The sequence below is a fragment of the Micromonospora saelicesensis genome, assembly GCF_900091575.1.
GTDB classification, from domain to species: domain Bacteria; phylum Actinomycetota; class Actinomycetes; order Mycobacteriales; family Micromonosporaceae; genus Micromonospora; species Micromonospora saelicesensis.
The window spans coordinates 1,607,351-1,621,458 of record NZ_FMCR01000001.1; the positions used below are offsets into that span (position 1 = coordinate 1,607,351).

13 protein-coding genes and 1 tRNA gene are annotated in these 14,108 nt (G+C 70.5%); 5 read left to right on the forward strand and 9 right to left on the reverse strand.

Annotated features, from left to right (window positions below):
- Positions 1-8 precede the first annotated feature (8 nt).
- Positions 9-1,610, reverse strand: coding sequence for a ricin-type beta-trefoil lectin domain protein (locus GA0070561_RS07620; RefSeq protein ID WP_091396922.1), 1,602 nt, complete (start codon positions 1,608-1,610; stop codon positions 9-11).
- Positions 1,611-1,822: 212 nt separating this feature from the next.
- Positions 1,823-4,042, reverse strand: a complete 2,220-nt coding sequence (locus GA0070561_RS07625; RefSeq protein WP_244166081.1) for a glycosyltransferase family 39 protein — start codon at positions 4,040-4,042, stop codon at positions 1,823-1,825.
- Positions 4,043-4,165: 123 nt separating this feature from the next.
- Between GA0070561_RS07625 and GA0070561_RS07630 the strand changes: the two genes are divergently transcribed.
- Positions 4,166-4,873, forward strand: a complete 708-nt coding sequence (locus tag GA0070561_RS07630; protein ID WP_091397575.1) for a glycosyltransferase family 2 protein — start codon at positions 4,166-4,168, stop codon at positions 4,871-4,873.
- Here the strand turns inward: GA0070561_RS07630 and GA0070561_RS07635 are convergent.
- Positions 4,859-5,752 (reverse strand): transketolase family protein, encoded by an 894-nt coding sequence (locus tag GA0070561_RS07635; protein WP_091397579.1) that lies wholly within the window; start codon positions 5,750-5,752, stop codon positions 4,859-4,861. The genes GA0070561_RS07630 and GA0070561_RS07635 overlap by 15 nt on opposite strands.
- A gap of 5 nt (positions 5,753-5,757) precedes the next feature.
- Positions 5,758-6,453, reverse strand: coding sequence for a transketolase (locus tag GA0070561_RS07640; protein ID WP_091396924.1), 696 nt, complete (start codon positions 6,451-6,453; stop codon positions 5,758-5,760).
- 47 nt (positions 6,454-6,500) lie between these two features.
- Here GA0070561_RS07640 and soxR point away from each other — a divergent pair, with 47 nt between their 5' ends.
- Complete coding sequence (soxR, locus tag GA0070561_RS07645; protein ID WP_091396927.1) at positions 6,501-6,974, forward strand: redox-sensitive transcriptional activator SoxR; 474 nt, start codon at positions 6,501-6,503, stop codon at positions 6,972-6,974.
- A gap of 27 nt (positions 6,975-7,001) precedes the next feature.
- Here the strand turns inward: soxR and GA0070561_RS07650 are convergent, their stop codons facing one another.
- Positions 7,002-8,000, reverse strand: a complete 999-nt coding sequence (locus GA0070561_RS07650) for an NAD(P)H-quinone oxidoreductase (protein ID WP_091396935.1) — start codon at positions 7,998-8,000, stop codon at positions 7,002-7,004.
- 161 nt (positions 8,001-8,161) lie between these two features.
- On the opposite strand from GA0070561_RS07650, the gene GA0070561_RS07655 reads away from it, so the two are divergent.
- Positions 8,162-8,251, forward strand: a tRNA-Ser gene (locus tag GA0070561_RS07655).
- A 59-nt stretch (positions 8,252-8,310) separates the two neighbouring features.
- Here the strand turns inward: GA0070561_RS07655 and GA0070561_RS07660 are convergent.
- Complete coding sequence (locus GA0070561_RS07660; RefSeq protein WP_091396938.1) at positions 8,311-9,492, reverse strand: low temperature requirement protein A; 1,182 nt, start codon at positions 9,490-9,492, stop codon at positions 8,311-8,313.
- A 51-nt stretch (positions 9,493-9,543) separates the two neighbouring features.
- Positions 9,544-9,732, reverse strand: a complete 189-nt coding sequence (locus GA0070561_RS32975; protein ID WP_112637859.1) for a hypothetical protein — start codon at positions 9,730-9,732, stop codon at positions 9,544-9,546.
- A 110-nt stretch (positions 9,733-9,842) separates the two neighbouring features.
- On the opposite strand from GA0070561_RS32975, the gene GA0070561_RS07665 reads away from it, so the two are divergent.
- Positions 9,843-10,385, forward strand: coding sequence for a YbhB/YbcL family Raf kinase inhibitor-like protein (locus GA0070561_RS07665; RefSeq protein ID WP_091396941.1), 543 nt, complete (start codon positions 9,843-9,845; stop codon positions 10,383-10,385).
- 129 nt (positions 10,386-10,514) lie between these two features.
- On the opposite strand, the gene GA0070561_RS07670 is transcribed toward GA0070561_RS07665, so the two are convergent.
- Positions 10,515-11,225 carry a class I SAM-dependent methyltransferase gene (locus GA0070561_RS07670; RefSeq protein ID WP_091396944.1) on the reverse strand — a complete coding sequence of 237 codons (711 nt, stop codon included), beginning with the start codon at positions 11,223-11,225 and terminating at the stop codon, positions 10,515-10,517.
- A 212-nt stretch (positions 11,226-11,437) separates the two neighbouring features.
- Here GA0070561_RS07670 and GA0070561_RS07675 point away from each other — a divergent pair, with 212 nt between their 5' ends.
- Entirely contained in the window at positions 11,438-13,273 is a 1,836-nt protein-coding gene (locus tag GA0070561_RS07675; protein ID WP_091396947.1) for a DUF2029 domain-containing protein, read from the forward strand.
- Between the two features lie 39 nt (positions 13,274-13,312).
- Here GA0070561_RS07675 and GA0070561_RS07680 read toward each other — a convergent pair whose 3' ends face one another.
- A complete protein-coding gene (locus tag GA0070561_RS07680) occupies positions 13,313-14,089 on the reverse strand; it encodes an IucA/IucC family C-terminal-domain containing protein (protein WP_091397582.1) in 777 nt (258 codons plus the stop codon).
- Positions 14,090-14,108 lie beyond the last annotated feature (19 nt).

The window sequence follows — 14,108 nt, forward strand, 5'->3', positions numbered from 1 at the left end:
TGCCCTCGTCAGTAGACGCGGGAGCCGATGAAGTCGTCGTGACCGTAGCCGACCGGGTTGGCGGCGGTACGGGCCTCGAACGACCACTGCTGCCGGGTGCTGCTGGAACAGGTCGCCAACCGCAGGCGAGAGCTGCCCAGCAACGGGTTGTCGAACGCCACGCAGAGGTTGTTGGCGCTCGCCGGCCTGATCTGGTTACCCACGAAGACGAACTGCTGCGCGCCGGTGCCGTTGCAGTCGTAGATGTTGACAGCGGTGCCGGCGGTCATCGAGCTGTTGGCGACGTCCAGGCAACGGTCGTGGGACAGCTCCGAGTGCAGCGACCGTCGGGCCGAGTCGTACCAGAAGCCCTGGTTGCGCCCACCGTGGCAGGAGTACGGCTGCTGCGCGGTGCCGTTACGGGAGTCGTACCCCTTGCCGTCGACACAGGTGCCGGTGGCCAGGTTGCGCAGTTGCTTGAACTCCAGCAGCCCCGGGTAGAGCACGCCACCGCCGGTGCTGGCCGGGTCGACGCAGCTGGCCCGCGTCTGCCCGGAGTTCCAGAACTGGGTGATGCACTGGGCGAACATGCCGTGCCCGCGCGCGTTGGGGTGGAACGACTGTCGGGCGGCGTTCTCGTTCCAGATGCCGACCTCGATGAAGAGGCCGCGGACCGAGGTGTTGTCGGTGCACACCTCGTGCCCGTGGAAGAGCCGGCTGGCGTCCAGGTACCGGGTGCCGGTGTTCGCCGCGGCCGAGCGCAGCGCCGACTCGAACATCGGCACCGCCTTGTTCCGGGCGAACGCCGCGTCGGCCAGGTAGAGCAGACAACCCCCGGAGTACCAGCCGGGGAAGTTGGGGTTGTCCTCCACGTCGGGGCTGCCGGGGCTCGGGTACGACATCAGCACCAGCTCGTAGTCCGACCGCAGGTAGCCGGCGTTGGTCATGGTCTGCCGGATGTTGGTCAGCGCCGACTCCACGGCCTGCCGGCTGCCGTCGGTGCGGATCGTCCACTGGTCGGTGTAGGTGGGGTAGCAGGCACCCTGGAAGAAGACCCGGCGGACGGCGCAGTCGGTGGCGACCGGACCGAACTGGATGGTGCCGTCACCGTTCGCTCCGACCACCACCCAGATCAGCTTCACGTGCGTGTTGCGCGCCTTGATGCCCAGGTAGTCGCCCTGGTTCAGCTCGTTGTGCTGGGTTGGGCCGCCGGCGATCAGGTTCCAGGGGGTGGCACCGGAGCAGGCGATGTTGTACTGCGCGTCCGACGTGATGCCGGTGCGGAAGACCGCCTGGTCGTACGAGCGGTCGCACCAGTTGCCGTCCTGATGGGTGCCGGGGACGTAGTTGCCGACCCCCTCACCGGAGATCTCGCTGTCACCCATGGTGATCAACGCGGTACGCCGTTGTTCGATCGGGCGGATCGCCGGGCTGCCGTAGAGGGCGGTCGCCTCTGCGGCCCGGACGGCTTCGAGGTTGGCGGGGAGTGGTTGGACGGCTGGTCGGTCGGCGGCGGTGGCGGGGGTGGCCGGTCCGGCGAGCATCGGTAGGACGAGAGCGGCGACGGCGACGGCGACGGTGATGGCCCGTCGTCGGGTCGCGCGTTCGGGCCTGGCGGGGATTGCAGGCATCGACGCACTCCTTTCGGCTCAATCGCGGGACGTCGATTGAGTTACCAGACGGTAACGTGCGGATCAATAGATGTGAATGCGCTTCAGGTCCTTGCGCGCGGGCTGCGGAACCGCCCGGATAGGACTATCCGGGCCCGAACGCCACCGCCACGGCGGTGGTGCGGCCGGGCCTCTGGTCCAGCGGCCCGGCGGCGGTGCGGCCGGCTTCTGGTTCAGCGGCCCGGCGGCAGGGCGTAGCCCACGTAGCCGCGGAACTCCAGCCGCCAGCCGGCCGGGACGAGTTTGGCGCAGGCGGCCTTGTTGCCGGTGCAGACGATCGCGTCGACCGAGGAGGGGTCGGCCGGCGGTCGTTCCGGCAGTACCGACTGCAACGCCACCAGGTCCGGTGATCCGCCGTCGGGCTGCCGCAGCAGCAGCCACCACGGGTACTCCCAGTTGTCGTTCTGCTGCACCAGCCCGATCCGTCGCGCACCGCTGTCCTGGACCGCTGTCGCCGCCCAGCGGAACTCGTCGGCCCACTGGGGGCGGCGCAGGAACCGGGTGTCCCAGTCCGAGGTGGTGAAGACCGAGCCGGCGCCGACCAGCCGGCGCGGGAAGCCGTACGACAGTGCGAGCACCCCGGCCAGCGCCGAGGTGGCCAGCACGGTGACGGCTGCCACTGTGGCAACCGTTCGACGCCCACCCGCGCGGTTGCGCAGGAGAGCGTCCAGCCAGAGGCCGGCGAGGGGCACGGCGAGCACCACGGCGTAGAGCAGCAGCCGGTTGCCCCACGGCTGCCACTTGATCATCGCGGTGTGCAGCAGCACGGCGGTCAGCACCACCACGGCGTACGCCCGCAGTGACCCGGCCCGCTCGGGAGCGATCCGCCGTGGGCGGGCGAGCGCGATCACCGCACCGATCACCGCCAACGCTCCGGCCAGCGGAAACGCCACCCGGTCCTCGTCCGGATACCAGGCCGGCTCCGGGAACAGCTCCCGCCCGAAGGTGATCGCGCGGTCCTGCGGGTCGACCCCGATCGCCTCGGCGCCGCTGATGATCACCTCGGCCCCGGCCCGACGCAGCGGCGCCAGCGGCGTGTCGAACGCGGTGTGCCCGATCCGCAGCGCGTTGACCACTATCGACGCCGGGTCGTGTCGCTCCATCGGAATGGACTCGCGCAGCCGGGGCGGCCCCAGCGGGTGCCCGAACTCGGCGGTCACCCGAGCCAGGAACGGGCCGACCACCACGGCCGCGACCAGCAGGATCAGCACCGAACCGCCGACCGTGCGGGCCAGCCCACCGACCGGCCAGGGCCTCCCACCCCCGCCCGCCGCTGCCGGGTCGGTCGACCCGGCGTTCCTGCTCCGGGCCAGCCTCAACTGGGCCAGTCCCCAGAGCACCAGCAGCGGGCCGACCGCGATCAGGCCGCTGGTCTTGGTCACCGCGGTCAGCCCGGTGGCCGCCCCCAGCCCGAGCAGCGTGCTCCAGCCGGTCTGTCGACTCAGCCCGTCCAGCACCAGCGTCGCCGCGCAGGCCACCCACGCCGCGCAGATCAGGTCGGTCTGCGTGCTGGTCGCCTGGAGCACCACCATCGGCGTGGTCGCCAGCACGAACGCGGTGAGCAACTGGGCCCGCCGGCCGCCGCCGAGCTGTGCGGTGATCCGGGCGGCCACCAGGAGACAGACCACTCCGGCCGCCCACTGCACCAGGTTGTGCAGGTGGTCCCCGCCGGTGAGCAGGCGCAGGTGCAGCAGCAGGTACTCGGCTCCGGGCGGGATGGTCACCTGCCGGTGGATGGCGGTGGGCCAGAAGTCCAGGTCGCCCTGGGCCACCCAGTGCTCCACCTTCGGCAGGTGGTACGTCTGCGAGTCGAAGTTGTTCGGCTCGGCCAGCAGCGCGACCAGCAGCTCCACCAGGACCAGCCCGCCGACCGTGCCGGCGAGGAGCCGCTCACCCGGTCGGGCCGTACGCCACGCGTCGACCGCTACGGCACGAAGGTCAGGGAACCCCCGACCAGTCCGGGTCGGCGCGGGGGCGGGCGCACCGCTCTCGGCGGCCGGGGCGGACACGTCGGGTCCGCCACCGGACACCACCGCGCCGACCGGCACCGGCCGCGATGCGGTGCTGACTGCCGGCGCAGCGCTGACCGGCACCGGTGCGGCGGCGGGCGGCTGCCCGAGGCGGGTCGCCCGTCGCCAGCGCAGACCGGCCGCCGCCGCAGCCACGACCAGGAAGAGCAGCCAGGCGACTGTGAACGCGCCTCGGGTCAGCGCGTGCGACGCGCCGAGCACCTCGACGACGAGCACCGCGTACGCCCCGCTGAGCAGGACGGCGCGTACCACGGCGAGCCGCAGCGGTGCGACCGCGCCAGCCTCGCGTGGCATCGCCGCGATGATGAGCAGGAGCACCGCAGCGACAGGGATCACCGCGAGCAGGGAGCCGGCAGCCGACATGGCGGAAGTAAACACCATTGATCTGAAGCCGCCGCGCCGACTGCCCAGCGGTAGCGGTACGTGGTAAACAAACCAACCAGGCTAGGCTATGGCCGACGTGTTGCCGCCACCGTGGAGATCCCCGTGAAGCTCTCGATCCTCATGCCGGTCTACAACGAGGAAGAACGCATCGCGGATGCCCTCAAGCAGGCATTGGCGGTGGACTATCCCTGTGAGATCGAATTGGTAGTCGTCGACGACGGCAGTCGCGACGGCACCGGCGAGGTCCTCGGCCGCGCCGACGACGCGCGCCTGCGGGTCATCACCCACCAGCGCAACGCCGGCAAGGGTGCCGCCATCAAGACGGCGGTCGACAGCGCCGAGGGTGACTACATGGTCATCCTCGACGCCGACCTGGAGTACGACCCGCAGGACATCCCCAAGCTGCTCGACCCGGTGCTCGACGGTCGCGCCACGGTGGTCTACGGCAATCGCACCTTCGGCAGCCACAGCGCCTACAGCTTCTGGTACGTGATGGGCAACAAGGGCGTCACGATGGCGGCCAACGTGCTGTTCAACTCGTACATCGGCGACCTGGAGACCTGCTTCAAGCTGATGCCGGTGGCGCTCTACCGGTCGCTGGGTGTGCGCTCGCGCGGCTTCGGCATGGAGGCCGAGGTGACCGGCAAGCTGCTGCGTCGCCGGATCCGGCCGTACGAGGTGCCGATCAGCTACCGGGCACGCGGCCGGGAAGAGGGCAAGAAGATCACCTGGAAGGACGGCGTCGAGGCGATCTGGATCCTCGGGCGCGAGCGCGCTCGCCGCCGCCCCGCCGTCTCAGCCGCCAACTGACCCCAGGAACGCGCTGATCGACCGCCGCAGGCCGTCGGCGTCCAGACCATGCCACCGGGCGTGGTCGGCCGGATCGCCGTACCGTCGCAGGTCGGTCTGACCCACCCCGAGGGCGAGCAGCCGGTGCGGTACGTCCGCCAGAGCCCGGTTCACGAGCGCGCTCGACGTTCCCGCCAGGTACGGCTCGACCAGCACCACGTCGGTGTTGGCAAGCGCCCGCAGCCCGGGCGTGTCGAGCGGCCGGGGCGTGTGGGTGTACGCCACAGTCACGTTCATTCCCTCGGTCGCCGCCAGTGTGGGGTCGAGCATCGGTCCGACCGCCACCACGAGGGGCGCATTCGTCAGGCCTCGCCGGATCACCCGTAGCCGGGTGGCGTCCGGGTACGCCTCGGCGTTGCGCTGCTCGGAGAGCCGCAGGTAGATCGGATCGTCGGTGGTCGTGGCGTTGCGCAGCAGCGGCGCCACCTCGTCCGGGTGGCCGGGCACCCGGACCGTCCAGCCGTCACCGAGGGAGTCGAAGAGCGCCACGTCCCCGGGCGACTGGTGGGTGCGGCCCTCAGCCGACCCGTCGTACGACGCGCCGATGCTGACCAGGACGGCGCCCACGCCCTGGTGGTCCAGATCCAACTTGATCTGCTCGTACGCCCGGTCCACCAGGAACGTCGCGTACGAGTGCGCGATCGGACGCAGCCCGGTCAGGGCGAGCCCGCCGGCCACACCGATCATCAGTTGCTCCCGGATCCCGACGTTGAGCACCCGGTCCGGGTGGCGGTGGCCGGCCGAGGCGAACTGGCTCGCCGAGATGTCGGCCAGCACCAGTGCGGTACGCGGATCCTCGTCGAGGAGTGCTGTGGTGGTGTCGATGAAGGCGGTACGCATGTCGGTCATCCCTTGCTCCCGATGCGGGCGACCACCAGGTGCGGGTGTCGTGGCCGGTGCCCGGTCAGCGCCGCGTACAGGGCTTCGTGGTTGCGGCCGTCGACGGTGTCGGCGGTCCAACCGTTGACGGTGAACCGGCTGGCGATGCCGCCGGCCCATCCGTGGCTGGCCGACGAGTTGTCGACCACGACCGCGGTGAGGCTGTCCAGGCCTGTCGCTCCCGCGTACGCGATCGCCTCGTGGTTGGATCCCTCGTCCAGTTCGGCGTCGCCGAGCAGCACGTACACCCGGGGGTTGAGCAGCCCCTGGGCGCGAAGGCCGAGCGCTGTGCCGACGGCCAGCCCGAGCCCGTGCCCGAGGGAGCCGGAGCCGATCTCGACCCCGGGTACCAGGAGTCGGTCCGGGTGGTGGCCGAGCCGGCTCTCCGGCCCGGCCAGGTCGTCGAGCCAGGCGTCCGGGATGAAGCCGTGCGCGGCCAGCACCGCGTAGTAGGCGGCCGGTCCGTGGCCCTTGGAGAGCAGGAACCGGTCCCGCTCCGGGTCGTCGGCGGTGTCGGGGGTGACCCGCAGCACGCGGTCGTAGAGCACCTGGAGCACGTCGGTGGTGGAGTGCGCGCTCGGCGCGTGCTTCTCGTCGCCGGTCAGTCGTCGGATCAGCCCGGGCAGTCGGGCGCTGCTGTCGGTGGGCAGTGTGGTGGTCATGCCACTACTGTGTGAGTTGAAGTGGACTTCAACTCAAGGACCTGGTGATGCCGGATCTACTGACGATCGGTGAGCTGTCCGCCCGCTCCGGGGTGGCACCGTCGGCGCTGCGCTACTACGAGCGACTCGGGCTGATCCGCGCCGACCGCACCGGCGGCAATCAGCGCCGGTACGCCCGCGCCGAGCTGCGGCGGGTCGCCTTCATCCGGATTTCCCAGCAGGTCGGCGTCTCGCTCGACGAGATCCGGGAGGCACTCGACTCGCTCCCCGAGGCCCGGACCCCGAGCCCGCAGGACTGGGCGCGGCTCTCGGCGAGCTGGCGCAGCCGGCTGGACGAACGGATCCGGCTGCTCACCAAGCTCCGCGACGACCTGGACGGCTGCATCGGCTGCGGCTGCCTGTCCCTGCAGCGCTGCACGCTCAACAACCCGGAGGACACGCTGGCCGGCGAGGGCCCGGGCGCCCGGCTGGTGCTGCCCCGACCGACTGACGACCCGACGCTGGCAGGCGCGCTCAACTGACGGCCGGCACCCACCCGGCAGCCTCGCTCAGCTGACGGCCGATCCGCCACCCGGCGGGCGGGTGAGCAGCACCTTGCCGAAGTGGTCGTTCGACTCGACGAGCCGGTGCGCCTGCGCCGCCTCGGTCATCGGCAGCCGCCGGTCCACGATCGGCCGGATCCGGCCCGCCTCGACCAACGGCCACACCTCGTCCCGTACGCCCTGGACGATCTCCGCCTTCTCGGCGAGCGGACGGGACCGTAGCGACGTCGCGGTGACGCTCGCCCGCTTGCTCAGCAGCGCGCCGAGATCCAACTCGGCCTTGCGCCCACCCTGCATCCCGATCACCACGAGCCGACCGCCGGTGGCCAGCGCGGAGACGTTCCGCCCCAGGTAGGACCCACCCATGATGTCGAGGATGACGTCCACGCCGCGCCCGTCGGTGACCCGCCGGACCTCCTCGACGAAGTCCTGCTCCCGGTAGTCGATGATGTGTGCCGCGCCCAGCTCACGCAGCCGATCGTGCTTGGCCTCCCGCGCGGTGGTCAGCACTGTCACGCCGAGGGCCGCCCCGAACTGGATGGCGAAGGTGCCGATCCCGCTGCCGCCGCCGTGCACCAGCAGCGTGTCGCCCGCACCGAGCCGCGCCACCTGGACCAGGTTCGACCAGACAGTGCAGGCCACCTCGGGCAGCGCCGCCGCGTCGACCGGGTCGCAGGCCGGTACCGGCAGCAACTGCCCGGCGGGGACCGCCACCCGCTCCGCGTACCCGCCGCCGGCCAGCAACGCGCAGACCTGCTGCCCGACCGCCCACCCGGCGACCTCCGCGCCAACCTCCGTGATCACCCCAGAGCATTCCAACCCGGGGTACGCCGGCGCGCCCGGCGGCGGCGGGTAGTGCCCCTGTCGTTGCAGCAGGTCAGCGCGGTTGACCCCGCTGGCCCGCACATCCACGATCACCTCGTTGGGGCCCGCCTCCGGGTCGGGCACCTCGGCCCAGACCAGCGCGTCGGGTCCACCGGGCTGCGGAATCGTGATGGCTCGCATGGGCCCAGTCTTCCCGATCTCACCGGGTGCCGCAGGCACACCCTCCAGCCCACAGTGGACACGGCAGACCGCCTGGCCGGCGCACCGGGGAGGGACGCCGGGCCGCCCGGAGCGAGCCGTGGCAGACTATGCGTGGCCGTACGCCCACGGGTGGCGGCCCAGGAGGGTTCGCCTAGTGGCCGATGGCGCTGGTCTTGAAAACCGGTAAGGCAGCGATGTCTTCGTGGGTTCGAATCCCACACCCTCCGCCACCTTGATCCACTCGACTTCCCGGAAGTCGGGCTGTCAGGACTCCTGGGACACCCCGACATCACTGAACCCGAGTCGATCTTCTGGTCCACGCCTCGTAGCTGAGCAGCACGACGAGGAACGCGGTGAGCAGGCCGAGCGCGGCCAGGTCGGGCAGGTACCGGCCGATGGGAAGCAACGGCAGCGCCACGACGGGAGCGACGAACTGCCCCGGTCGCACGCACCGGACGCTGAGACTGAGGAACGTCGCCCTGCCTGCGAGGAACAGGGCGGTCCCGCCGAACAGCGCGATTGCCGGCATCCAGTCCGAGATGCCGTGGGACTCCTCGTGCGCGAGCCCGGCGAAGATCTGCTCGACTCCCAGCGCCACGTAGATGGTCCCGGCGAGCAGCGGAAAGTGGGCGAGGGTGTAGGCGTTGGCGCCCACATGGGCCCGCCGTAGCCCGGACTCCATCATCAACGCCTGGCCGGCGGCCATCGCAGTGGAGGCGTACAGCCAGTACAGGCACACAGTGACGGCCAGCGTGAGGACCGCAGCCAACAGGATCGGTCCGCGGATCCGCTGTATCCCGACGCCGGCGCCGACTGAGATCAGGGACTCGCCGAGCGCAATGATCACCACGAGGCTGTGTCGCTCCGCGAAGTGACTGGGGCTTCGCACCGGCCACCCGCTCAGCACCGAGGACGCCACCCCGCCTCCCATGTCGATGGTGAGGGCCGCCGCCCAGAGCAGGAGTTGTGCGGTGCCGCCGAGCACGGCACCGAGGACGAAGGGGATCCAGGACAGCACGGTCGAGAGGGCGTACAGACGAATGGTCCTGCTCAGCTGTCGGCTGCCCGCAGCGGCCCAATGGAAGAGCGCGAGAGCGATGACGCGAAGCGTGACGTAGGCCAGCACCAGGATCAGTCGTTGTCTCGTCGTGCCCGGCCCGGTCGCCCAGGCGTCGGGGATGACCAGTGCGACGAGGAAGACGGCCGCCATCGCGACGGTGACGCCGGCACGGATCAGCCCGACGTCGATGCGGACGTGGTTGCCCAGCCAGGAGTAGACCACCCAGGAGATCCACAACAACAGGAGTACGAGGAATCCCTGCGTGAGCGCCACCGGCGACGGCCGCTCGCTCATGAACGTGGTGACCCGGATGAGTCCGAAGACGAATACCAGATCGAAGAAGATCTCGAACAGGGTGGTTCTGTGTGTCTCCGCGGTCGCCACCGGCCGCGACCGGAAGATCCGCCCCATCAGGTCATCTTCACCGGTCGCACCGAGGCAGTCCGGTGCCCCGTGTCCCGGTCACTCCGGCGGGTCGGTGGCCTGCCGCTCCCGGCGGATCGTCTCCTCGGCCAGTCGCTCGACCGCGCGTCGGCGTTCCTCGGCGATGGCTCGTTCGTCCCGGCGGCGGAACGCGGTGATGACGGCTACCGCGAAGTCCCGCCAGATGCCGGCCACGATGTCCCCCTGCGGAACGTTGCCCGAACTCAAACGTAGCTCCGCGAAACCACAGTCGGTCAGCGCGCGCTTCCGGTCGTCGGGAGGGCCGTGGCGGGGTAAGAAGGGGCTGGTATCTCCGCACATCGGAAGGACGCGTCGCCATGACCCTGGAACGACCGATCGCCCCGGACCCGTACGAGCTGCTGCCGACGGTGCCCTCGTTCACGCTGACGAGTGACGACGTGCAGAACGGCGAGCCGATGGACGCCCGGCACGCGCATGGCAGCACCGGGGGCGACAACGTCTCGCCGCAGCTGACCTGGTCGGACTTCCCCGCCGAGACGAAGAGCTTCACGGTGACCTGCTACGACCCGGACGCGCCGACCGGCAGCGGTTTCTGGCACTGGGTGCTGGTGAACGTGCCGGTGAACGTCACCCAGTTGCCCACCGGGGCAGGTGGCGCGGCGGGCACCGACCTCGGCGGGGCGTTCTCGGTCCGCAACGACTACGGCGAGCAGGCCTACGGCGGGGCAGCTCCGCCGCCCGGCGACCGCCCGCACCGGTACGTCTTCGCGGTGCACGCCCTGGACGTCGACCGCCTGGATCTGACCCCGGACGCCAGCCCCGCCTACGTCGGCTTCAACCTGACGTTCCACACCCTGGCGAGGGCGGTAATCCGCCCCACGTACCAGATCAAGGACTAGCCCCGCCCCCAGCTCCCGCGATCTTGCACTTACTGTCCCGACATCCCTGACATACCAGGCATAAGGACGACAGGAAGTGCAAGATCGCCGGGGCCGGGGCCGGGGCCGGGGCCGGGGCCGGGGCCGGGGTCAGGCTGGGACGCGGGCCACGGCGAAGACGGACTGGCCGAACGGCGGGAGAACCAGCTGCTCGGCGGCCTTGGTGGCGGGCAGGACGAGGGTGTCGTACACCTTGACCATCGGGCCCTCCTTCGGCATCAGCCGGAAGACCTTGGTGGCCATGAAGTAGCCGATCAGCCCGAGCGCGTTGGCGTAATGCATCTTCTCGATGGTCAGACCGGCGTCGGTCATCGCCGCCCCGAGCGTCTTCTTCGTGTAGCGGCGGACGTGCCCGGTGGCGATGTCGGCCGGGCCCATCGCGAACTGGAACGCGGGCACGATGATGATCACGGCGCCGCCGGGTCGGACCAGGTCGCGCATGCTCTGTAGCGCGCCCACGTGGTCCTCGATGTGCTCCAGGACGTTGTACGAGACGGCGGCGCTGTAGTCGCCCCGGTCGTTGTGCGGCAGCAGCATCTGCCGGACGTCGATGTTCGGACGGTCGGCGAGGCGCTCCTTGAGCTGCACCAGCCGGTCCGGGTCGGCCTCGGTTGCGGTGAACCGCGGCAGCCGCTCGGACCATTCCAGTGCGTAGTCACCGAGGCCGCTGCCGATCTCGATCGGGTCGTCGCCGAGGTACGGCACGGCCAGTTCGATGAACCAGCGACGGTGGTTGACAGCGGTTGCCAGGCCTTCCAGCACCTCGGACTGCACGCGCTGATCCCCAGTGATTTCTGCCATGCGTCGATTCCTCACGATATGAACTCGACCTGCGCCTGGACCGACAGAGTGAATCATCCGCTGGGACGGCGAAAGAATCGGGGCATCGGGGTGGCCGAATTGTGGTCGGGGGGTGGGTTCGTGATCGGCGGTCGGCGAACCCGACACATAGTACGGCAGTACGCCGAAACATGTCACGGCGGCGCCATGCGCTGACTACCCTATGAATTGTCATGACTACTCCTGAACCGGACGTGCCCAGCGACAGCGGCGGCCCGGCCGCCGCGCCGTCGGCGGAGGGGGCCTCCGGTGCCGTTCGGCCTTCCCGCAGGGGGATATGGGCCGATCTGGCCGCCGTGCTGAGCTTCGTGCTGCTCGGCTTCTGGGTCACCTGTCGACTCTGGCTGGACCCGGGCAGCGATGTGCGGGACAACCAGTCCGATCAGTCACAGTTCGAATGGATGATGGCCCACGGTGCGCGAGTGGTCACGCACTTTGCGTATCCGTTCCATTCCAATCAGATGAACGTCCCCGACGGCGTCAATCTGATGGCCAATACGTCCGTATTATCCATTTCATTGCCAATGACGCCGATCACCCTGCTGTTCGGGCCGCGAGCGTCATTTCTGGTCTTTCTCACCGCCGGGATGATTGCCACCGCCGTGGCCTGGTATTTCGTGCTCTCCCGGGTCCTGATCGGCAGCCGGGGGCCGGCGTGGTTGGGCGCTGGCTTCTGCGCCTTCGCGCCGGCCATGGTGTCGCACGCCAATGGGCACCCGAACATCGTGTCGCAGTTCGTCGTCCCGTTGATCATTTGGCGCACGCTGCGACTCGGTGAACCCGGCCGATGGCTGCGCAACGGGGTCCTTCTCGCGCTGGTCATCGTCTGGCAGGCGTTCCTCAACCTGGAGATCCTGCTGATGACCGCGATCGGGCTCGGCGTGATCGTCGGCGTGCTCGCCCTCGGCCGCCCGGATCTACGGTCGCGGGCCCGATCCTTCCTCGCCGGTCTGGCCGTCGCCGCCGGAATCGCCGGGCTCCTGCTCGCGTACCCCCTGTACGTCCAGTTCTTCGGACCGGACGCGTACTCCGGGCTGTCCCGCCTGATCCGCGGCTACTCCAGTGACGTGGCCTCGTTCGTCGCGTACTCCCGGGAATCACTGGCCGGTAGCGCGCGCACCGCTGCGGGCCTGGCCAAGAACCCGACCGAGGAGAACAGCTTCTTCGGCTGGGCGCTGGTAGTGCTGGTGATCGCCCTGGTCTGGTGGCTGCGCCGCTCGATCGTGGTACTCGCGCTGGCCGCGCTCGGGTTGCTCTTCGCGGTGCTCTCGCTGGGTCGGGAGGTCCGCTTCGACAACCGGGGTACCGGTGTGCCGGGCCCCTGGGCGGCGCTGGAGAACCTGCCCATCCTGCACTCGGTGGTGCCGACACGCTGGGCGTTGGCGATCACCCCGATCATCGGGCTGCTGCTCGCCTACGGCGCCGAACGTGCCCGCGAGTTGGCCGAGGCGCACCCGGCCGCTCGGGGCCAGGTCCGCTTCGTCACCGCCACCGTGCTCACGATGGCCCTGCTACCGATCGTCCCCACCCCGCTGCCCGTGGCCCGCCTCGACCCGGTCCCCAGTTTCGTGACCACTGGGGCCTGGCGGCCGTATGTGACCGGTGGGCGCAGTGTGGTGACCCTGCCGTTGCCGGACACCACCTACGCCGAGCCGCTGCGCTGGTCCGCGGCGACCCGGCTGGACATGCCGCTGGCCCGTGGCTACTTCCTCGGCCCGGACACCCGCCCGAACGCCGATCCGCCGAAGGTCGCGTTGTTCGGTGCGACTCCCCGCCCCACCAGCAGTTTCTTCGCCACCATCCGGCGCACCGGGGCGGTGCCGCCGATCACCCCGCAGAGCCGGGTCCGAGCGGTCGACGATCTGCGTTACTGGCGGGCCGGGGTGGTCATCCTCGGGCCACACGAGCACGAGGCCGCGCTGCGGCGGGGCATGACCGAGCTGACCGGGATCCAACCGGTCTTCACCGGCGGCGTGTGGGTGTGGGACGTCCGGTCACTGACCGACTGAGCGGTGCGGTCCCGCCCGGCTCAGCGGATGCAGCCCGGCCTAGCGGACGCAGCAGCCCTGGCAGACCTTCGGCCGGGGCAGGGTGAAGGCGAGGCAGCAGGTGCGGCGCTGCACTGTCGGCTCACCGGCCGGCCCCGGCACCAGCTCGATCAGGTCGGCCAGGTCGAGCGCGCCGAGCACTGTGTCGATGCTCTGCACCGTGGATCCGGGCAGGGCGTCCGCAGCCCGCAGGATGCCGTGCGCGATGCCGGACGCGACAGAGCCGAGCAGCGTCCGGGTGCCCACCCGGACCTCGGACTGGATCGCCGCGATGAGCGGCGCCAGGTGGGCGTCGAGCAGGGACGCGCGCAGTGCGGCCAGCAGCTCCGCCTCGTCGGCGACGACCCGCACCTCCGGCAGGCCGGCCAGCGCCAGCGGATCGTTCGGCAGCACCGCCACTGTGGTGCCCCGGCGCAGGCCCATGGTGAGCAGCTGCCGATGGTCCTCGAAGTGGATCAGCAGGTCGGCCGGATCGAGCAGTGGCACCCGCCGGGCGGAGGCCCAGCCGAGCACGACCGGCAGCGCCGCCCAGTAGCTGTAGGACTTCCAGGCCAGCGCCGCGCAGGCGTGCGGGGTGCCGCCCCAGCGGACGGCGGCGCCGTTCAACAGCTCCGGCAGCCGGCTGCCGTCGATCAGGGTGGTGGCGGGCGCCCAGCCGAGCTCGTCGTCGACAAGCAGGCCCCGGGCGAGGCCGGGGAGGTCGTCGGTGCCGAACATGGCCCGGAGCGCCGCGGTGACGGGGGCGAGCGGCGTGGTGGTGGCCTCCCGCCGTGGCATCACCGCTGTCACCTGAGTC